16 protein-coding genes are annotated in these 19,097 nt (G+C 63.0%); 13 read left to right on the top strand and 3 right to left on the bottom strand.

Annotated features, from left to right (window positions below):
* Positions 1-28: 28 nt before the first annotated feature.
* From LPJGGPFB_RS28985 to LPJGGPFB_RS28975, 3 genes are all read right to left on the bottom strand, one after another.
* The gene (locus LPJGGPFB_RS28985) at positions 29-1,273 is read right to left on the bottom strand and encodes a GGDEF domain-containing protein (protein WP_173423379.1); all 1,245 of its coding nucleotides are present in this window, start codon (positions 1,271-1,273) and stop codon (positions 29-31) included.
* Between the two features lie 206 nt (positions 1,274-1,479).
* On the bottom strand, positions 1,480-1,992 hold the full coding sequence (locus LPJGGPFB_RS28980) for a flavin reductase (RefSeq protein WP_173423378.1): 513 nt from the start codon (positions 1,990-1,992) through the stop codon (positions 1,480-1,482).
* Positions 1,993-2,002: 10 nt separating this feature from the next.
* Complete coding sequence (locus LPJGGPFB_RS28975) at positions 2,003-3,565, bottom strand: 4-hydroxyphenylacetate 3-hydroxylase N-terminal domain-containing protein (protein WP_173423377.1); 1,563 nt, start codon at positions 3,563-3,565, stop codon at positions 2,003-2,005.
* A 95-nt stretch (positions 3,566-3,660) separates the two neighbouring features.
* Between LPJGGPFB_RS28975 and LPJGGPFB_RS28970 the strand changes: the two genes are divergently transcribed.
* The 13 genes from LPJGGPFB_RS28970 (at position 3,661) to LPJGGPFB_RS28910 (ending at position 19,097) form a co-directional block, all read left to right on the top strand.
* The gene (locus tag LPJGGPFB_RS28970; protein ID WP_173423376.1) at positions 3,661-4,542 is read left to right on the top strand and encodes a helix-turn-helix domain-containing protein; all 882 of its coding nucleotides are present in this window, start codon (positions 3,661-3,663) and stop codon (positions 4,540-4,542) included.
* 121 nt (positions 4,543-4,663) lie between these two features.
* Positions 4,664-6,325 (top strand): amidohydrolase, encoded by a 1,662-nt coding sequence (locus LPJGGPFB_RS28965; RefSeq protein ID WP_173423375.1) that lies wholly within the window; start codon positions 4,664-4,666, stop codon positions 6,323-6,325.
* A gap of 42 nt (positions 6,326-6,367) precedes the next feature.
* A complete protein-coding gene (locus tag LPJGGPFB_RS28960) occupies positions 6,368-7,549 on the top strand; it encodes an ABC transporter substrate-binding protein (RefSeq protein ID WP_173423374.1) in 1,182 nt (393 codons plus the stop codon).
* A 68-nt stretch (positions 7,550-7,617) separates the two neighbouring features.
* Complete coding sequence (locus LPJGGPFB_RS28955; protein WP_173423373.1) at positions 7,618-8,487, top strand: branched-chain amino acid ABC transporter permease; 870 nt, start codon at positions 7,618-7,620, stop codon at positions 8,485-8,487.
* Positions 8,474-10,189 carry a branched-chain amino acid ABC transporter ATP-binding protein/permease gene (locus tag LPJGGPFB_RS28950; RefSeq protein ID WP_173423372.1) on the top strand — a complete coding sequence of 572 codons (1,716 nt, stop codon included), beginning with the start codon at positions 8,474-8,476 and terminating at the stop codon, positions 10,187-10,189. The genes LPJGGPFB_RS28955 and LPJGGPFB_RS28950 overlap by 14 nt, the downstream gene beginning before the upstream one ends.
* Positions 10,186-10,890 carry an ATP-binding cassette domain-containing protein gene (locus LPJGGPFB_RS28945; protein WP_173423371.1) on the top strand — a complete coding sequence of 235 codons (705 nt, stop codon included), beginning with the start codon at positions 10,186-10,188 and terminating at the stop codon, positions 10,888-10,890. The genes LPJGGPFB_RS28950 and LPJGGPFB_RS28945 overlap by 4 nt, the downstream gene beginning before the upstream one ends.
* A 119-nt stretch (positions 10,891-11,009) precedes the next feature.
* Entirely contained in the window at positions 11,010-11,996 is a 987-nt protein-coding gene (locus LPJGGPFB_RS28940; protein WP_173423370.1) for a helix-turn-helix domain-containing protein, read from the top strand.
* Between the two features lie 104 nt (positions 11,997-12,100).
* Entirely contained in the window at positions 12,101-13,507 is a 1,407-nt protein-coding gene (locus LPJGGPFB_RS28935; protein WP_173423369.1) for an aldehyde dehydrogenase family protein, read from the top strand.
* A gap of 3 nt (positions 13,508-13,510) precedes the next feature.
* Positions 13,511-15,106 (top strand): GMC family oxidoreductase, encoded by a 1,596-nt coding sequence (locus LPJGGPFB_RS28930; protein ID WP_173423368.1) that lies wholly within the window; start codon positions 13,511-13,513, stop codon positions 15,104-15,106.
* Between the two features lie 66 nt (positions 15,107-15,172).
* Positions 15,173-16,426: an ABC transporter substrate-binding protein gene (locus LPJGGPFB_RS28925; protein WP_173423367.1), complete on the top strand. Its 1,254-nt coding sequence runs from the start codon at positions 15,173-15,175 to the stop codon at positions 16,424-16,426.
* Between the two features lie 69 nt (positions 16,427-16,495).
* Positions 16,496-17,362, top strand: coding sequence for a branched-chain amino acid ABC transporter permease (locus LPJGGPFB_RS28920; RefSeq protein ID WP_173423366.1), 867 nt, complete (start codon positions 16,496-16,498; stop codon positions 17,360-17,362).
* The gene (locus tag LPJGGPFB_RS28915) at positions 17,362-18,396 is read left to right on the top strand and encodes a branched-chain amino acid ABC transporter permease (RefSeq protein WP_427858621.1); all 1,035 of its coding nucleotides are present in this window, start codon (positions 17,362-17,364) and stop codon (positions 18,394-18,396) included. The genes LPJGGPFB_RS28920 and LPJGGPFB_RS28915 overlap by 1 nt, the downstream gene beginning before the upstream one ends.
* Complete coding sequence (locus LPJGGPFB_RS28910; RefSeq protein WP_173423364.1) at positions 18,393-19,097, top strand: ABC transporter ATP-binding protein; 705 nt, start codon at positions 18,393-18,395, stop codon at positions 19,095-19,097. The genes LPJGGPFB_RS28915 and LPJGGPFB_RS28910 overlap by 4 nt, the downstream gene beginning before the upstream one ends.

Raw genomic sequence — 19,097 nt, 5'->3', positions numbered from 1 at the left:
CGACCCGCGCGGCCGTGGCGATATGGTGCTACCCGAAGGCGAGTTCCAGGTTCTGTCGATCTCGTGCGACCACTTGGCATCTGGTCTCGAAACCCTCGCCGGCAACGACCAGCACGAGTTCCGGCGGAATGCCGGCGGAGTTCGAAACCGTGACCGTCGCACCATCGGGACCAAGAGACCTAATCGTGCAACCGACCTTTGAGCGACGGTCATCGTAAAGGATGGCACCGGCTTTCAGGACGCTTTGACGGGGGCCGGCCTGACGACCAGCTTCCCACTCGACACAGCGGTTTCGGCCGGCGGATTTGGCGAGGTACATTGCTGCGTCTGCCTGCGCGAGTAATGTCGCGCTATCCCTGGTGTTGGTCGACAGTGCCGAAATGCCGAAACTCGCGGTGACAGCAAGTGGGCCAAAGTCACCATGGATTGCCTGGGCGGCAATCGCCCCTCGCAGCTTTTCCGCGGCAGCCAGAGCGCCTTTGGCGTCAACGTGCGGCAGCATGACGGCGAATTCCTCGCCACCAAGCCGTCCGAACAGGTCACTTGCCCGCAGACTGGACTGGCAGGCGGAGGCAACAGCCTTCAAGACCTCGTCACCGGCAGAGTGTCCATAGGTATCGTTGACGCGCTTGAAGTGATCGACATCAAGGACGATGCACGAAAGGGCGTGTCCATGCCGGATCGCCAGCGAAATCAGCTTGTCCGCCTCTTCGCGGAAGGCGCGTCGCGTGAGGGTGCCGGTTAATCCGTCCGTCGCAGCTGAGTGGAGCAACTCGATCCGGTCCATCGCCACCCCTGCCAGCTCGGTCAGAACGTCAAGTTCGCTGTCGGCAAAAGCTCGTGGGGTGCGATCGATCGCGCACACGGTTCCGATTGTGTGTCCGTCCCTCGTCTTCAGGGGAACGCCGGCGTAAAACCGAATATGCTCCTCGCCTGTCACGGCCGGATGCTGTGAAAAACGCGGGTCTTTCGTGGTGTCGTGCACAATAAGGGGCTTTTCGGAAGCGACCACGTATTGGCAGAATGTGTCTTCGCGCGGCATTTCCTCTGCCGAAAGCCCAGAGCAGGCCATGTACCATTGCCGGTGGGCGTCCATCAGGGAAACGATCCCGATGTCGATTGAAAAGACGTTCTTGATGAGCCGCACGACGCGTTCAATGCCGTGATCCCTCGGTGCTTCAAGGAGATCGAGTTGTCCGAGGGCGGCGAGGCGATCAGATTCCCTGCCTCCAACGTCCGTCGTCGATCGTCCGGTTGGCTCAACCACCGCCATTCCGATTTCCTTTCTCATTCCGCGCCAGGCAAATAGACGCGTTTCGGGAAAAAGCAAAAGGCGCCAATCCGCATGTGCCTGTCGATTGCGACGGCTCTGCGGCAATGCGGCCTGCGATGAGACCGTGTTGAACGATCACAGGCGATCCGAGTTCAAAAGGTGCCGCGAGACGCGTGCACACGCCAACGGTCAACTGGGTCGCTCGCCTACCCGCCGAAACTTCCGAGCTGTGTCGGCACGTGCACGTAGTTGCGGTCGAAGTAGAGAAGCGCATTGCCGTCGCTGCGCGACCGGATGCCGACGACACGGCCGATCAGGATATGGTGGGTGCCAAGCAATCGTGCCTCCGCGAGCTCGCAGTCGAGTGAGACGATCGCATCCTTCACGGCCAGACTTCCCGATGTCATCTCGACCCAGTCGGCGGCGGCGTAGCGCTCCGTCATGTCCTTGGTGGCGCCGGCAAAATGCCCGGCAAGTTCTGTATGGTCGTGGCTGAGCACGTTGACACAGAAGCGGCGGTTATCGATGAACAGGCCGCATTGCGTCGAGTTGCGGTTCATGCATACGAGCAGGCTCGGCGGGTCGTCGGTCACTGAGCACATTGCGGTGGCGGTGAACCCGCCGCGTCCGGCGGGTCCATTGGTGGTGACGACGTTGACGGGGGCGCAGACCCGCGCCATCGCGTTGCGGAATTCGGTCTTCGAGACAGCCGTTTCCATGCCGGTCGCCTCACTCGGCCGCATTGCGGATCGGCGTCTCGGCGCCCAGCGGCGGCAGCCAGGTGTCGCCCGTCCAGCCGTGCTGGTCGTAGTCGCTCATGCAGGTATCGACGAGCGCTTCCATTTCCCTCAGCCGTCCGCCGCGCTCGGCGCCTTTCAGTACCTGGAGGCGTACTTCTTCCGGCGCGCCGGCATAGTTGAGTTCGTAGAGCGCATGCCGTCCGCCAAACTCGGTGCCGGTCGCGTCCCACAGTAGCTTCATGATCTTGATGCGTTCGATGTGACCCATGTCGTTGGAGCCGCGCACATATTGCGCGAGGTAGCGGTCGATCTCGCCGTTGCCGAAATCCTTGGCCGAGGATGGCAGGTAGATGAGGCCAGAAGCGACGACCCGGCGAATGGTGTCGACCACCCGGGGATAGGCTTCCGACATGAAGGTCCGGTAGGAGAGGGCGGCTTCCAGATTGGGCAGCACGGCGCCGTCCGCCCAGGGAATGGGATTGTAGGCCATGGCGTTGGAGAAGCTCCAGAACATGTGCCGGAGCGCGATGACTTCGCCGAGTGCCGCCTGGTTGCCGCGGAAGGCATCGCCGCCGGTGGCGCGTAGCGCCTTGGCCAGCAGGCCGGCGAGGAAGTCGAGCTTGACGGCAAAGCGGGTGCAGCCCTGGAAGCAGTAGCCGTGCATGAAGCCCGATGCCGGATGAAACGACAGGATCTTGGCGGCATCGCGCAGCACAAGCACGTCTTCCCAGGGCACGAAGACATTGTCGAGCACGAGAATGGCATCGTTCTCGTCGAAGCGCGACGACAGGGGGTAGTCGAAGGGGTGGCCGACGGTATTGGCCGTCTGCTCGTAGGAAACGCGGCAGAACATCTTGATACCAGGCGCATTCATCGGGACGATGAACATCACCGAGAGCGATGGATCCTCGGTCACGGTCGCCGAGCTTTGCGCCAGGAAGTTGTAGTGGGTGAGGGCCGATGAGGTTGCGACCACCTTGGCGCCGGAGACATAGATGCCCGCGTCCGTTTCCTTGGTGATGTGGACGAACACGTCCTTGACCGCGTCGGCGGGCTTGTGCCGGTCGATCGGCGGGTTGACGATCGCGTGGTTCATGAACAGCGCCGCCTCCTGGGCTCTGCTGTGCCAGGCGAGCGCGTTGTCCTTGAACGGGCCGTACCACGATGCATTGGCGCCGAGCGTGTTCATCAGCGCCGCCTTGTAGTCGGCTGTGCGCCCCATCCAGCCATAGGACATGCGCGCCCATTCGGCGATGGCGCCCTGCTGGGCGACGAGGTCGGCGGACGAGCGGGCGACACGGAAGTACTTGTGGGTGTAACCGCCGGAGCCGGTGTCGGTCGGGGCGGTCAGGGCCTCCTTCTTGGTGGGATCGTGCAGTGCATCGTAGAGCCTCGCCAGCGATCGCGCGGAGTTGCGCATGGCCGGATGCGTCGTCACATCCTGAATGCGCTCGCCGTTGATGTAGACCTCGCGACCGTCACGCAGGCTTTCGAGATATTCGGTCCCGGTAAACGGGCGCGTCTTGTCGGCGCGAAAATCCTCAGCTCTCATGGTTCTCCTCCTTGAGTTTCGTCAAGACTAGGCATTGATTGTCGCCGCTGCCATGGACAGAATGCCAAAATGGCTTGTACTTTTTCGGGTGAACCATGGTTGACGGCATTCCAAGCTTCTTTGTCTACGGCGAGCCGGAGCAGCCGCTGGAGCCGGGGTTTTTTCACGTCGAAACGGTGATGGCCCGGCGTGGACTGCATCATGGGCAGGTCAAGGCGCACAAGCATGATCAGTTGGCGCAGGTAACCTATTGGCTGCGGGGGCGCGGATCTTACTTCATCGAAGACAAGGTGTTGGACTTTTCGGCGCCGGCCGTCAGCTTTGTGCCAAGCGGCATCGTACACGGTTTTTCCGTCGAGCCACGGGAAAGCGACGCCATCGTCATCTCGATCGCCGACGGGTTGATGCTGTCAGTTCGCGCACAGACAGCGTTGGCGATCGACGTGCCAGTCATGATCGCGGGCGTAAGCGGCGACAGCCAATGGCAGCGCCTGTCGCAATTGATGGACATCATTGCGGACGAATATGCGACGGCCGCCTTCGGCACCCAGTCGATGATGGCGTCGCTCGCATCGGCGATCCTGACGCAGATCGCCCGTCTTGCCTCGTTTGCGCCGTCGCCGTCGCAATCTCCCGACATGATGCTTGCAATGCAGTTGCGGCGCATGATCGATGCGCATTTTCGCGAAAACTGGACCGTGGGGCGCTATACCGATGCTCTTGGGTCCACCCCGCACCTGCTGGCCAAGGCCACCGGCGCTGCGTTCGGCATGCAGGTGAAGGAACTGATCAACGAGCGCCGGCTGCTGGAAGCCAAACGTCTGCTGCTCTTCACCATTCGGCCGCTTGAGGATATCGCCTATGAGATCGGCTTTCGCGATGCAGCCTATTTCTCGCGCTTCTTCCGCTTGCGCACGGGCGTAGCGCCCAGCGATTGGCGACAGCTCAAACTGGGGCAGACGGCGTCGTCACCCTGATCGTTGCCGATCGCTTTACTGCTATATATTTAACGTGTGAATTATATTGACACCCTGCCGAAGCCGATGCATCCTCTTCTCAACTAGAAGGTTCAAATAATGAACCAAAGGGGACTGCAGGATGACTTCCAATGGCCGCGCCGCGGACACGATTCTGATCAATGGGCGGATCTACACGGTCGATCCGCGCCGAAGCTGGGCGGAAGCGATCGCCATCGTCGATGGCCGTATCGTTGCGGTTGGAGGCAATGACGAGGTTCGCCTGCGGGCCGGACCTGCAACGCAGATTGTCGACCTTGAGGGCCGCATGGCGATGCCCGGCTTTGTCGATGTGCACAACCACATCCTCATGGGCGGACAGGCCGAGCTTTTCGAACAGCGGTTTCCTGGCACGGCAACCCTGGAGGAGATCCTCGGCCATGTCCGCAAGGCAGCCGTAGCCGCCGCACCGGGCCAATGGATTTTCGGCAGCCAATGGGGCGCCGACATGCTTGCCGTGCTCAATAGCGCCGACGCGCTTGAGCGCCTCGACAAGGCAAGCCTCGGCCATCCGGTCCTGCTTCGCGACGAGACTGCGCACAATCGTTGGGTCAACAGCAAGGCGATGCGCCTTTCGGGCATCGGTGCTGACAGCCCCGATCCAGTGGATGGAGCCTTCGGCCGCGATCCTAAGACCGGCGCACTGACTGGCATTCTGATCGAAGCGGCCGCCGGTATCGTCGAACACGTGGCAGCCAAGGATTTCACCGACGATATGGCCGAGGCGGCCGTCGCGCAGGCGGTCAGAAGCAACAATGCCTATGGCATCACGGCTTTCCAGGATGCCGCTTCCGTCCTTCCTGTCATGGCAGCGCTCTCGCGTCTCGATGGCAAGGGTGCGCTGACGGCCTGGTCGGTGACGTCGATCCCGCTGGTCGAGCCGAGTTTCATGTTCGGGCTTTCCGGTGATGCACTGCTGGAGCGGCGCGACGAATTCCGCAGCGCGCATGTCCGGCCGAACTTCACCAAGATCTTCCTCGATGGCGTGCCGGGCGCAAGGACGGCCGCCTTCCACGATCCCTATGTTGCCGACGCGACCCATGGCGCCGGCCATCGCGGCCACACGCTTGTCTCGCAGCCGGATCTGGTGCGCTACATCGACAGGTCCGAGAAGCTCGGCATGGGTCTGAAGGTCCATTGCACCGGCGATGCTTCGGTGACGCAGATGCTCGATGCCATCGAGACGGTCCGTCACTTCAACGGGCCGACGCCGGTGCTGCATCACATTGCGCATGCAAGCTATATCCGCGACGAGGATATCCGTCGCTTTGCCGAACTCGGCGTGGTTGCCGATCTGTGCCCGATGATCTGGTTCCCCACCACCTTTCTGGAAGGCCATAAGGAGGCGATGGGCCGCGAGCGTGCGGAACGCTTCTGGCCGGTTGCCGATCTCTTGGACGCCGGCACGCTCTTGGCCGGCGGTTCCGATTGGCCGGTCTGCCCGATCCCCGATCCGTGGAGTGGCATCGAGGGGCTCGTGACACGGCGAAATCCATCCGGTGCCTTTCCGGGTGAGGCGCTTTGGCCGGAACAGGCGATCGATCTCGAAACGGCGATCGCCATCTACACTATCAATTCGGCGCAGGCATCCGGGCTGGATGCGGAAACCGGTTCGATCGAAGTCGGCAAGTCGGCCGATCTGATCATCATCGACCAGAATGTCTTTGACGTGCCGCCCGGCCGGATCGCCGGGACCAAGGTGCTGACAACCTATTTCGAGGGTCGCGTGGTCTACCAGCGCTAGACGGCCGACACATCACCGAATTTCGACAAAAAGGGGAACAGAATGAAATACTTGACTTCCCTCCTGCTGACGTCCGCCACTGCCTGTTGCGGTCTTGCGCTGATGGGCGGGTCGGCCGCTGCCGCCCCGACATGCGAGGACGGGCCGATCCAGCTCGGTTCCGTTTCGACGATAACAGGTCCGGTAGATTTTTCCGACGGTCCAAGTGGCGCCAAAGCGGTGTTCGACCAGCTCAATGCGGCTGGTGGCATCAACGGCTGCACGATCGAATATACCATGGCAGACGACAAGGGCGACCCGCAGGTCGCCGCGCAAGCGGCTCGCGACCTGATCGACAACAGGAACGTCGTGGCGCTCGGCGGTGGGGCAAGTCTGCTCGAATGTGCCGTTAATGCCGGCACTTACAAGCGCAACGATGTCCTGTCCGTGCAGGGCGTCGGCGTCGATCCGATGTGTTTCAACGCGCCGACGATCGCGCCCGTCAACGTCGGTCCCTATACGCTGACGACGGCGATGCTCGACTACGCCAGCAACGAACTGAAGAACGAAAAGCTCTGCGCTTTCTTCATCATTCTCGGTGGCACCCAGGAGGCTTATGCCCAGGCGGTGAAGCGCTGGGAGGCAATGAGCGGCAAGACCATTCACCTGGTCGACATGACACTGCCGCTGCAGGGCGATCTGACACCCTATCTCATCAAGGCGCGGGATTCAGGCTGCGACGCGGTGCTGACGAACCAGGTCGAACCGGGCGTCGTCCAGATGATCAACACCGCCGACGCCCAGAAGATCGAGGGCATCGATTGGATTTTCCTTGCCTCCGGGTACACCGAAGGCGTGGCCAAGGCGCTGCCCGATACCAGGCAGCCGGTCTATCTCGGCACCGAATGGGAGCCCTATACCGAGGTAAATGCGGCCAATGGCGACTGGATGGCCGTTATGGAAAAGGCCGGCCTTGCAAAGACCGCCTTCTCCCAGGGCGGCTATCTTGCAGCAAAGGTGCTCGTCGACACGATATCGTCGATCGACGGACCGGTGACGCGCGAGACGATCAAGGCCAAGCTGACCGAAGGCAAACCGATGAAATACTCGATTGCCGGCAGCGACTATGTCTTCGGCGATGCCGCCAAGCACGCACCGATGCAGGCGACGAAGGTCATGCAGCTTTCCGGCGGCAAATGGGTGCCCAGGACGACGGACTGGTACGTCCTGCCACCGGTCGAATGACCATCAGCGCCCGTAGCAGCGCTGCGGGCGCAAGCATGCCCTCCCGGCCCGACTGAAGGAGCCTAGCGATGAACTCACTTCTGGCATCGGCCGTAGCGGGCCTGTCTGCAGGCGGCGCCTATGCCATCCTCGGCGTTTGCGCGGTCTTCACCTACAGGCTGGTTGCGGTCGTCAACTTCACCGGTGCAGCGATCGGCGCCGCCGGCACCTTCGTCATGGTGACGCTCTACGAGAGTGGCTATCCGCTCGCGATCGGCGTGCCTGCCGGGATCGCCGCCGGCGCTCTCGTTGCGACATGGATCGGCATCGTCATGACCACCTGGTTTGCCGGCGCGAGCGCCTCGACCAAGGCGGCCGTCACAGCGGCGCTGCTTGTCGGCATCATCGCGGTCGGCCTGCGGCTGACCGGCGGCCAGCACCCGCACAGCTTTCCCGAACTCGTCACCGGATCGGCTTTTCGGTTCGCCGGCGTGGAGGTGACGCGCGCATCGTTGTTGACGCTCGCCATTGCCGTCGTCTTCACGCTCGTCACCGAGCAGTTTCTCGCAAGAACCAGAACGGGGCTGCAATTGCGGGCACTTTCGTTGCGTCCGATGGCGGCCGAGTTGATCGGCATCCGCGTGAGGCTGCTTGCCCTTTGCGTGTGGGCGGTGGTGGGTGCGGTGACGTCCTTCGCCTTGATGGTCATCGCGCCTCTGCGCTCGCCGGACTTCATGTCGCTCAGTCTGCTCGTGGTTCCGGCGCTGGCGGCAGCGTTGATCGGCGCCTTCACGAGCTTTCGTGCGGCTCTGATCGGCGGGCTGATGATCGGCATCATCGAAGGGGTTGCAAGTGGCCTCGACACGTTCAGCCAATATCGCGGCGCCATCCCATTTCTTGTCATTCTCGCGGTTCTGCTGTGGTCGCAAAGAGGAGCCCGCTGGGATGAAGCACGCTAGCCTGCATGCCGCGCTCAAGACTGCCTCCGCGCTTGCGATCATCGCTGGGCTGGCCGTTCTGGCGCTCCCGAATTATTGGGTCTTCCTGATCACGGCCGTCTTCATCGTCGGCGTCGCGCTTCAAAGCCTCGGTCTCGTCACGGGTCGAACCGGCATGATCTCGCTCTGCCAGATGTCCTTTGCCGGCGTCGGAGCCTGGGTCACCGGCTATCTCAACGTTGCGGAGTTTCCGGGCGGTCTCGTCGTCTGGGTGCTCGTCGGCGGTCTTGCTGCCGTTCCCGTTGGAGTCGTCATCGGCCTGCCAGCCCTCAGATTGAGAGGGATAAACCTCGCAATCGTCACGCTCGGCTTTGCCGCCGCCTTCGACACGGTGCTCGCAACGATCACCTTCCCGGGGCAGACATCGTTCACGCAAGTTGCCCGGCCTGCGCCGTTTGAAAGCGACAAGGGCTATTTTCTCTTCATCATGCTCGTATACGGCCTGATCGCCGTTGCTTTGGAGTTCGTCAACCGCTCGCGCCTTGGCGCTTCCTGGCTTGCCGTGCGCCATTCGGAGCGGGCCGCTGCCGCCCATGGCGTCAGCATCGCGCACGCAAAGCTGAGTGCCTTTGCGATCAGCGCGTTTATCGCCGGCATCTCCGGTGGGCTTCTGGCCGGTTATCTCGGCACGCTTGTCGCGGAGAACTTCAACATGATGCAGTCGCTCGTCCTGTTTGCGGTGGCCACCATGGTCGGCGCGCATTTCACGCTCGGCGCCATCGCCGGCGGTCTGATGATCACCCTGTTCCCGGAACTGCTGCGTCGCGTCGGCCTGCCGCAGGACGTCGGCAACGTCTTCTTCGCCGTCGGTGCCGTACAGGCGCTGAGCAGCGGCGAGACGATGAGCGAGACCTGGGGGCGCCTCGGTTCGAAGCTCCTCCCGCGACGGGCGGGTAAGACAAGCGCCAAGCCGCCGCCGCCGCTGGCAGCGCCGTCGGTGCACGCCCAAGGGCTCGCGCTCGAGGTCAACGGCCTGACCGTGCGCTACGGCAACGTCATTGCCCTCGACAAGGTGTCGCTTGCGGTTCCCGCTCGAACGGTGGTCGGCCTTATCGGCCCGAACGGCGCGGGAAAGTCGACAACCGTCGATGCCATTGCCGGCTTCCTGCCTCGTTACGAAGGCTCGATCAAGCTCGCCGGACGTCCGCTCGAAGGCCTTTCCGCGACGGCGCGGGCCAAGGCTGGTATCCGCCGAACCTGGCAAACGACGCGCATCGCGCCGGAACTCACGGTCGGAGAATACATGCGGCTGGCGGCGGCGGGCATCAAACCCGGCGAGATCGAGGCGGTACTCGAATGGTTCGATTGCCCGTCACCGGAAACGGTGATTGCGACGGTCGATGCCGGCACGCGCAGGCTGATCGACGTGGCGGGCGTGGTGGCGGCGAGACCGCCCGTGCTTCTTCTCGACGAACCTGCAGCCGGTCAATCCTATGCCGAGGCGCTAAAGCTCGGCGAGAGGATCGCCGCAGTCCCGGAAAAGTTCGGCAGTGCCGTGCTCCTGATCGAGCATGACATGGATCTCGTACGCCGCGCCTGCTCGGCGATTACCGTCTTCGATTTCGGCCGGCTGATTGCGCAGGGCACGCCGCAGGCCGCGCTCGGCTCGGCCATCGTTCAGAAAGCCTACATGGGCATCGAACCTGAGGAGCGGGTCGCGTGACATCGCTGGACATCAAGGGACTGGTCGTCAATCGCAGCGGCATTCCGATCGTTCGCGGCATCGATCTGAGCGCAAGAGGTGGCGAAATCAGCGTCGTGCTCGGTTCGAACGGCGCCGGCAAGACGACGACGCTCGAAGGTATCTCCGGTATCATCCCGGCAGCGGGCGAGGTCCTGCTCGATGGCGAAAACATCGCCGGTGCGAATGCCGGCACAAGGGCGCGCCGTGGCCTGCGCCATGTGGAGCAGGGACGCACCGTCTTTGCCGAGATGACGGTGGAGGAAAACCTAGCAGTTGCGCTGCATCCTTCGGCCAATCTTGACGAGGCCTATGCGCTTTTCCCGGAGCTTGTGCAGCGGCGAGGCGTGAACGCTGGCATGCTTTCCGGCGGCGAGCAGCAGATGCTTGTCATCGCCCGCGCGCTTGTCGGCCGGCCGAAGGTCGTTCTGATCGACGAAATGTCGTCGGGCCTTGCGCCGGTGATTGTCAGCCGCCTGATGAGCGCCGTGCGAACGCTTGCCGATGACGGCATGGCGGTCGTGCTGGTCGAGCAGTTCGCGACGCTGGCATTGGCCATCGGCAATCGCGCCTATGTGCTGCGGCGTGGCGAGATCGTCTATGATGGCGGCTGTCAGGCCCTGGTGCGCGATCCGGCACGGCTTCATGCGCTTTATCTCGGCGAGGCCGGGCAGGCTGCATGACGCCCCGGCGGCGCCTTCTTGACCGAAGGTTCGCGTCGCCCGTAACGTTTGGCCGTTGCCGTGCTTGGGAGAGCACGCCGCCGAGCCCTCGGGTGCACTGACACTGTTGGGAGGCAGAGTTGGAACTATTGCAGAACCAAAGCCTGGTGCAGCGCGAATGGGCGACGATCCCCTACGACGAGTGGGCCGACGACCTGCGCGGCATTTGCGGCAATTTCAATCCGCACACGATGAAGCGCGGCGACAGCGTCTTCGGCAAGGCGAGCCGCATCGATGTCTGCGGCATGGAATTCGCCCATGTCTCCAACGACCTCGATTATGTCCATCGCGGTTGGGACGATGTTCGCCGCGATGCCAATGAGCATCTTTTCCTGATCCTGCAGCTGGAAGGGGTGTGTGGCGTCGAACATTCGGGCCAGCAGAATGTGCTCGACGTCGGCGAATGCATCCTGGTGGATTCCACCCGTCCGACCACCTTCTATTTCGGCGGCCGGTTCAGCAACCATCTCTCGCTGCATTTGCCCCGGCAATTGATGTACTCCGAAAGCAAGGTCGACTTCGACGTCGCGCGCAAGCTTTTTGCCGACGACCCGATGGCACTGATGCTGCGCGCTCTGATCGCCAAGATCATGTCGACGCCCGAAAACGAAACGGCATCGCCGCATCTGCGCCAATTGATGTTCAACGCCACCCGTCAGGCGTTCCTGTCGACGGGAACGCAAGCCGGAAGCCTGCATTCCCTCCATGACAGCGCCACCAAGCGTCTGCAGATGGTCGACGTGCTGATCGACCGGCACCTGACCGAAAGCGATCTCAGCGCCAAATGGCTGGCAACCCGGCTCGGCATCTCCATCCGAACGCTGCAGCAGGACTTTCAGGGCATGGGCGTCACCTGCACGACGGTCATTCGCGACAAGCGCCTGCGTTTCGCGCGCGAGAAGATCGAGCAGCTCAAGGAACAGCGCAACGCCAAGACCATTGCCGAGGTTGCCTATTCCGCCGGCTTCAACGACATTTCGTACTTCAACCGCAGCTTCAAGGATTTGTTCGACTGCGCTCCGACCGACATCCTGCGCTTTGGCGCCGGCGCGCCCAACGCGGTTTGAAAGCGGGCGCTGCGTTTCAGTCCAAGACGCGGCGCGCTTCTCCCCAAGACAGAAAACGCGGCGCTCCTCCATAGTCCCTGCGAAGGTCACGGGAGGAGAAAATCGTGAAGCAGTACACCCTGCTCATTGCGGGCGAGCGCGTCGCCACATCCAGCCACGCGGAAGTCCGCAGTCCGTCGAGCGGCGACGTCGTCGGCTACATGCCGCTCGCCGGCGAGGCGGAGCTCGATCGGGCCGTCGCTGCTGCTGCGGAAAGCTTCAAGACCTGGTCACAGACCGCGGATGAACTCAGGGCAAATGCCTGCCGGTTGCTCGCCGAGAAGATCGCCGAGCATGCCGAGGAACTTGCGCAGATCCTGACGCGCGAGCAGGGCAAGCCGCTCAACGGGCTCGGTTCCCGCTTCGAAATCGGCGGCGCGCTCGCCTGGACGCGGCACACGGCGGAACTGAACCTGCCGGTCGAAATCCTGCAGGACGACAATGAGGGCCGCGTCGAGCTACACCGCAAGCCGATCGGCGTCGTCGGCTCCATCACACCCTGGAATTGGCCTGTTATGATCGCCTGCTGGCACATCGTGCCGGCGGTGCGGGCCGGCAATACGGTTGTCATCAAGCCGTCGCCGCTCACCCCGCTTTCCACCATCCGTCTCGTCGAGATCATGAACGAGGTGCTGCCACCCGGCGTCGTCAATGTGGTCACCGGCGAAAACGAGATCGGCGCAGCGCTTTCCGCCCATCCCGGTATCGCCAAGATGACGTTTACCGGCTCGACCGAGACGGGCAAGAAGGTGATGGCATCGGCGGTCGCCACGCTGAAGCGACTGACGCTCGAGCTCGGCGGCAACGATGCGGGCATCGTGCTCCCCGACGCCGAACCGTCGCGCATCGCCGAGGGCCTGTTCTGGGGCGCCTTCATCAACAGTGGCCAGACCTGCGCGGCGCTGAAGCGCCTCTACGTGCATGACAGCATCTATGAGGATGTGTGCGCGGCGCTGACGGATTATGCCGGCAAGATCGCCGTCGGCGACGGACTGGACGAAACCAGCATTCTCGGGCCGATCCAGAACGAAATGCAGTTCAACAAGGTGCGCGAACTCGTCGACGACGCGCGCGCCAAGGGCGGTCGCATCCTCGTCGGCGGCGCACCGCTGGAGCGGCCTGGTTATTTCTATCCGATCACGCTGGTCGCCGATGTCGATCACGGCGTCCGGCTGGTCGACGAGGAGCAGTTCGGGCCGGCGCTGCCGATCATCCGCTACACCGATATCGACGAAGTGATTGCGCGTGCCAATACCAATCCTGCCGGCCTTGGCGGCTCGGTCTGGTCTGCCGACGCGCAAAAGGCCCGGCATTATGCGCTGCAGCTCGAATGCGGTTCGGTCTGGATCAACAAGCACGGCACCATACAGCCGAACGCGCCGTTCGGCGGCGTCAAGCAATCCGGCATCGGCGTCGAATTCGGCGTCGAGGGCCTGAAGGAATTCACCACGATCCAGACCGTGTTGAGCTGAGCCATGACTATATTCGACTACATCATCATCGGCGGCGGATCATCGGGTTGCGTGCTGGCCAACCGGCTTTCGGAAAACCCTGATCACCGGGTGCTTCTGCTCGAATCCGGACGCCGGGACAAGGATCCCTGGATCCATATTCCCGCGACCTTCTTCAAGGTGCTGGGCAAGGGCATCGACATCCACCCTTATGCTTCCGATCCGCAGAAGGGGCTCAACGGCCGCCCGAGCATCATCCCGCAGGGCAACGTGCTTGGCGGCGGCAGCTCGGTCAACGCGATGATCTACATTCGCGGCCACAGGAACGACTACGACACCTGGTCGCAGATGGGGTGCGACGGCTGGTCCTATGAGGATGTGCTGCCGGCCTTTCGTTCGCTTGAAAACAACGAGAGCCTCAACGGCAGATTTCACGGGCGGACCGGCAGCCTTCACGTTTCCAATCCGCGCCACCGGCACCCCTTGAGCGAGGCGTTCGTTCAGGCTGCGACCGAGATCGGCATCCCCCACAATCCCGACTTCAACGGCGAGGATCAGGCGGGGGTCGGCTTCTATCAGAACACGACCTATCGCGGGCGGCGATGGAGTTCGGCGCAGGCGTTTCTGCGCGAGGCGGAAAAGCGTCGGAACCTGACCGTGCTGACACAGCGTAAGGTGGCCCGCATCCTGTTCGACGGACGGCGTGCCACTGGTGTCGAGCTGATCGATGGCACGGTGTATTCAGCCTCGCGTGAAATAGCCCTTGCCGCCGGCGCCATCGCGACGCCGAAGATCCTGCAGCTGTCGGGCATCGGCGACGGCCAGCACCTGAGCGCGAACGGCATCGACGTCGTTGCGGACTTGCCAGGGGTCGGCGCGAACTACCAGGATCATCTCGAAGTGCCGGTTCAAGGCGAGACGCGGCAGCCGATGTCCATACTCGGGCACGACACGGGGCTCAGGGCGGTCGCGCATATGGCGCGCTACCTGACGTCCCATCGCGGCCTTCTGGCGTCTAACGTGGTCGAATGCGGCGGGTTCGTCGACACAGCAGGCACCGGTCAGCCTGATGTCCAGTTCCACGTCCTGCCTATCCTGATCGGTTTCGTCGACCGCGAGCCCGAACCCGGCCACGGCATCAGCATCGGCCCCTGTTACCTGCGTCCGCACTCGCGCGGCAGCATCCGCCTGAAGAGTTCCGATCCGAATGAGAAAGCGGATTTCAACGCCAATCTCCTGTCGGATCCGGTCGATCTCGAGACGCTGGTTCGCGGGGTAGAAACGGCGATCCGCATCCTGGAAGCGCCGGCACTTTCAAAACTGGTCAAGCGTCGGGTCCTGCCGCGACCGGGCTTGGAGAAGGATCCTGATGCCCTGCGCGACTATATCCGCCAGACCGCCAAGACCGTTTTCCATCCGGCAGGCACCGCCCGCATGGGTGCCGCCGACGACCGGATGGCCGTCGTCGGGCCGGATCTGAAGGTGCGCGGCGTCGAGGGGCTGCGCGTCTGCGACGCGTCGGTCATGCCGGCCCTCGTTTCGGGCAACACCAACGCACCGGCCATGATGATCGCGGCTCGTGCCGCAGCCTTCATGACCGGAAAGGCAATTGCCGGCTGATGTCGGCACCATGACCAACCCCGTTGGGAGCGGGGGAGGAACGAACAAGAACTGGAGGAGGAAACCATGAGGATAGATTTGAAGGGGCTGGCCGTCGGCCTTGCCCTGACGTTGCTTTCGGCGGCGGGCGCACAGGCTGCCGCGACCTGCGGCGAGAATACCGGACAGGCGGCGACCGGCGAGCCGATCGTCATCGGCGCCATTACCGGCAAGACCGGGCCGGACGATTTCTCCAATTCCACCAAGGCGGCCAAGGCCTATTTCGATTGCCTGAACGCCAATGGCGGGATCAAGGGGCGGCCGGTGAAATATCTGGTCGAGGACGATCAGTGGAATCCGGAGACGGCGGCGCAACTCGCTGCCAAGCTCGTCAACGACGAGCAGGCGGTGCTGATGGTCGGCAACTCGAGCTATGTCGAGTGCGGCGCCAATGCCGAATTCTACAAAAAGTCGGGCATTCTCGTCGTTGCCGGTGTCGGCGTGCCGCGCGAGTGCTTCTTTGCCGAGAACTATGCTCCGACCAATGCCGGCCCGCGGGTTTCTATGCTCGGCGCCATGGGCTACGCGCTCGAGGCACTGAAAGCCAAATCGGTTGTGTGCATCGGCCCCAACATTCCGAATGTCGGCACCTGGTCCTGCGATGGCGTCATGCTGCTGGCGAAGGAGAAGGGCTTTGCCGCTGAAACGATCCTGATGGACCCGGGCTCGGCGGACGCGACGTCGGTCATGCTGCAGGCGGCCGGCAGCAAACCCGACGTCATCGTGCTCGGCATGTCCAAGGGCGTCGCCGTGCCGCTTCTGACCGCCGCCGAAGAGCAGGGGCTCAACCAGACGATCACGTTCTTCAGCGCTGCTTCCGCCTATGATCTTTCCGTTCCCACCACCATTGGCGCGGGTTGGGACGGCAAGTTCTACGTCAACATGGAGTTCAACGATCTGGAAGCGGACACGCCCGACAATAGCAACTGGCTGGCGGTGATGGACGAATACGGCCAGTCCTCCGATCCGCGCGACACCTTCGCGCAGGCCGGCTATCTGGCGGCGCGCATCACCGAGAAGGCGCTGATGACGCTCGACCCGGCCGATATCAGCCGTGAGACCGTCTCTGCCGCCGTTCGTCAGGTGAAGGGCTTCAAGAGCGATATCTTCTGCGCCCCCTGGTACTTCGGCGACGAACAGCCTCGTCACAATGCCAACTCGACGACCCGCATGGCGGTGAGCGAAGGCGGCAAATGGAAGGTCGTCTCCGACTGCGCTCCGTCGCCCGATCCGGAGCTTGGAGACATCCGCGACTACGAGAAGTCCGCAGGGCTGAACTGAGCTTCTGCCTCGATCGCGTCCTGCAGCCCTTTTTGCTGCAGGACTTGTCCGACCCGCTAGGATCGACACATGAACATTCTGCCTTTCATCATCTCCGGCCTTGGTATCGGGGCCGTCTATGCCCTGTCCGGTGTCGGGCTCGTCATTCTGTTTCGGGCCACCGGCGTCCTCAACTTTGCTTTCGGCGCTTTTGGTGCCTTCGGTGCCCATTGTGCGTGGCAATTGCTCGAATGGAAGATGCCGCTGGTCGTCGCGATCCTCGCAGCCGTCGCCGTGTCCACGGCCATCAGCTTTGCCTACGGACGCATCTTCGCGCCGCTCCTGTCCCACAGGGATATCGTCGTGCGCGCGGTCGGGACATTGGCGCCGGCCCTGATCCTGATCGCGCTCATGGGCGTGATCTGGGGGGAACTGCCGCGGCGCCTGCAGTTTCCGACCGATCAGATGTTCGTTTCGATCTTCGGCGTGCGGCTGACCTATACCCGCATCATTGCCATTCTCCTGTCGATCGTGATGGTCGGCGTCATCACGCTTCTGCTCAACCGGACGCGGCTCGGCCTGGACATGCGCGCCTTGGCCAATGATCGCGATCTGAGCGCCATCCTTGGTGTTCGCATTCTCTATACCGAGACGGCCGCGTGGATCATCACCGGCATCTTTGCCGGCTTTGCCGGGTTGCTGCTGGCGGATCTCGTCCGGCTGCAGGGCACTTTCCTGACGCTGTTGGTGATCCCGGCCATCGCCGCCGCAATTCTGGGTCAGCTGCGCTCGCTGTGGGAAACGGCGCTTGCCGGCCTGCTTGTCGGCATCGCCGAGGCAGTGTTGACGCCGCTTGGCTGGATATCGCCCTATCGCGCGGCCGCACCTTTCATCATCGCGCTTGCCGCGGTCACGATCTTGGGGAGCACGGCAAAGGCCGCGCTGAAGGACAGATGATGGCTTCCGAACACGTCGCACAGGTCGTACCCCGCTCCATGTCCATCGCCCGTTTGCCGATGTCGCTTCTCCAGGTTCCGGCAACGATGATCGTCTTTGCCGGCGTGACAGTGCTTTTCGCCAATTCGTTCTGGCTGTCGGCGGCCACGGCGGCTGTGGCGCTCTCGCTTTCCGTGGTGGGGCTTGCGATCCTTTATGGCCAGCTCGGTCTCGTCTCCCTCTGCCAGTTTGCGCTTGTTGGCGTTGGCGGTTGGGTGGCGCTGCGTGTCGGTCATGCGTTTCACCCGCCCTTCGAAATCAGCCTTCTGGCAGGCGGCATCGTCGCCTCTATCGTCGGGCTGGTCTTCGGCATTCCGGCGTTGCGGTTGCGCGGGCTCTATCTCGCGCTTGTCACGCTGATGCTGGCCGGCGCCTTCCAGATCGTCATCAGCGCCTGGGGCTTTCCCGACGGAGGGCCGGGTTTCCTCGGACGGGCCGACGGCTCCGGCCGGGCGATGCTGCCTCGCCCCGACCTGGCGCAGGGCGCCGTCGCCTACTTCGTCTATGTCTGCGTCGCCGCAACGGTCGGGCTGATGATCGCGCAGTGGCACAAGCTGGCCAAACCCGGTCGCGCCTGGGCGTTGATCCGCAAGGGCGAAACCGTCGCCATTTCCAGTGGCGTCAGCGTCCTCGTTTTCAAGGCATGGGCCTTTGCGCTCAGCGGCTTTCTCGCCGGCCTGTCCGGCGCTCTGCTTGCGGACAATGTCGGCCAGCTCGACGGGCGAGCCTTCGGTGCGTTCGAGAGCCTCAATCTCTTTGCCCTGGCGATCGTCGGCGGGGTTTACAATTGGTATGGCGCACTGATTGCGGGATTGCTGCTGCGGGCATTGCCGGCGCTCCTGACCGATCTCGGGATCGATGGCTACGTGACCATCGGTATCTTCGGCGTCGCGCTGTTTCACGCGCTTGCCACCGCACCTGCCGGCATTGCCGGCCAGATCGCCGGGATCGTCGCCCGGGTGCGTATCCGAATTATGGGAGGCAGGGCACCATGATTGCGATCGACAATCTCGTCGTCCAGTTTGGCGGGGTCAAGCCGATCAATCAATTGACGGCGACCCTGACGGCCCCTGTTGCCGGACTGATCGGCCCGAACGGGGCGGGAAAGACAACGCTGCTCAATGTGTTGTCCGGCTTCGTGCGGCCGGTTCAGGGTTCGGTGGCGCTCAACGGCAACGGGCTTTTAGAGATGACGCCGCTGCAGCGCGTGCGTGCCGGCCTGCGACGCTCGTTTCAAACGGAGCAGGTGGTCGAGGACTTGACGGTTGCCGACAATCTTGCGGCGATCGCCGATCACATCGTTCCGTCGCCGCAGCGCGCCGAGGCGGTCGATCGCGCGCTAGCCTTTATCGGCCTGCGTCCCGTTGCGGACAAACTGGGGCAATCACTCAATCTCTTCCAGCGCCGCCTGGTCGAACTTGGCAAATGCGTGATCGGAAAGCCAAGCCTCATCCTGCTGGACGAGCCCGCCGCCGGGCTGACGGACGAGGAGGGCGGTGCGTTGCGTGAACTCGTCTTGCGTATCCCCACCGAGTTTTCGGCGCAGGTTCTGGTCATCGACCACGATGTCGAACTGATCCGCGCCATGTGCAGCGAAACAATGGTTCTCGATTACGGGAAGCTGCTCGCTCTCGGCCCCACTGAAACAGTGCTCGCCGATCCCGATGTTCGACGTGCCTATCTGGGAGAGCTTTGA

It is taken from the genome of Ensifer adhaerens (genome assembly GCF_013283195.1).
Classification (GTDB): Bacteria; Pseudomonadota; Alphaproteobacteria; order Rhizobiales; family Rhizobiaceae; genus Ensifer; species Ensifer adhaerens_G.
This window is presented reverse-complemented; position numbering and strand designations above follow the sequence as displayed.

Coding starts and splice junctions, on each gene's coding strand:
- LPJGGPFB_RS28960 (WP_173423374.1), top strand. CDS start 6,368: ATGAAATACTTGACTTCCCTCCTGCTGACGTCCGCCACTGCCTGTTGC.
- LPJGGPFB_RS28930 (WP_173423368.1), top strand. CDS start 13,511: ATGACTATATTCGACTACATCATCATCGGCGGCGGATCATCGGGTTGC.
- LPJGGPFB_RS28965 (WP_173423375.1), top strand. CDS start 4,664: ATGACTTCCAATGGCCGCGCCGCGGACACGATTCTGATCAATGGGCGG.
- LPJGGPFB_RS28915 (WP_427858621.1), top strand. CDS start 17,362: ATGGCTTCCGAACACGTCGCACAGGTCGTACCCCGCTCCATGTCCATC.
- LPJGGPFB_RS28970 (WP_173423376.1), top strand. CDS start 3,661: ATGGTTGACGGCATTCCAAGCTTCTTTGTCTACGGCGAGCCGGAGCAG.
- LPJGGPFB_RS28920 (WP_173423366.1), top strand. CDS start 16,496: ATGAACATTCTGCCTTTCATCATCTCCGGCCTTGGTATCGGGGCCGTC.
- LPJGGPFB_RS28910 (WP_173423364.1), top strand. CDS start 18,393: ATGATTGCGATCGACAATCTCGTCGTCCAGTTTGGCGGGGTCAAGCCG.
- LPJGGPFB_RS28985 (WP_173423379.1), bottom strand. CDS start 1,273: ATGGCGGTGGTTGAGCCAACCGGACGATCGACGACGGACGTTGGAGGC.
- LPJGGPFB_RS28980 (WP_173423378.1), bottom strand. CDS start 1,992: ATGGAAACGGCTGTCTCGAAGACCGAATTCCGCAACGCGATGGCGCGG.
- LPJGGPFB_RS28925 (WP_173423367.1), top strand. CDS start 15,173: ATGAGGATAGATTTGAAGGGGCTGGCCGTCGGCCTTGCCCTGACGTTG.
- LPJGGPFB_RS28955 (WP_173423373.1), top strand. CDS start 7,618: ATGAACTCACTTCTGGCATCGGCCGTAGCGGGCCTGTCTGCAGGCGGC.
- LPJGGPFB_RS28950 (WP_173423372.1), top strand. CDS start 8,474: ATGAAGCACGCTAGCCTGCATGCCGCGCTCAAGACTGCCTCCGCGCTT.
- LPJGGPFB_RS28975 (WP_173423377.1), bottom strand. CDS start 3,565: ATGAGAGCTGAGGATTTTCGCGCCGACAAGACGCGCCCGTTTACCGGG.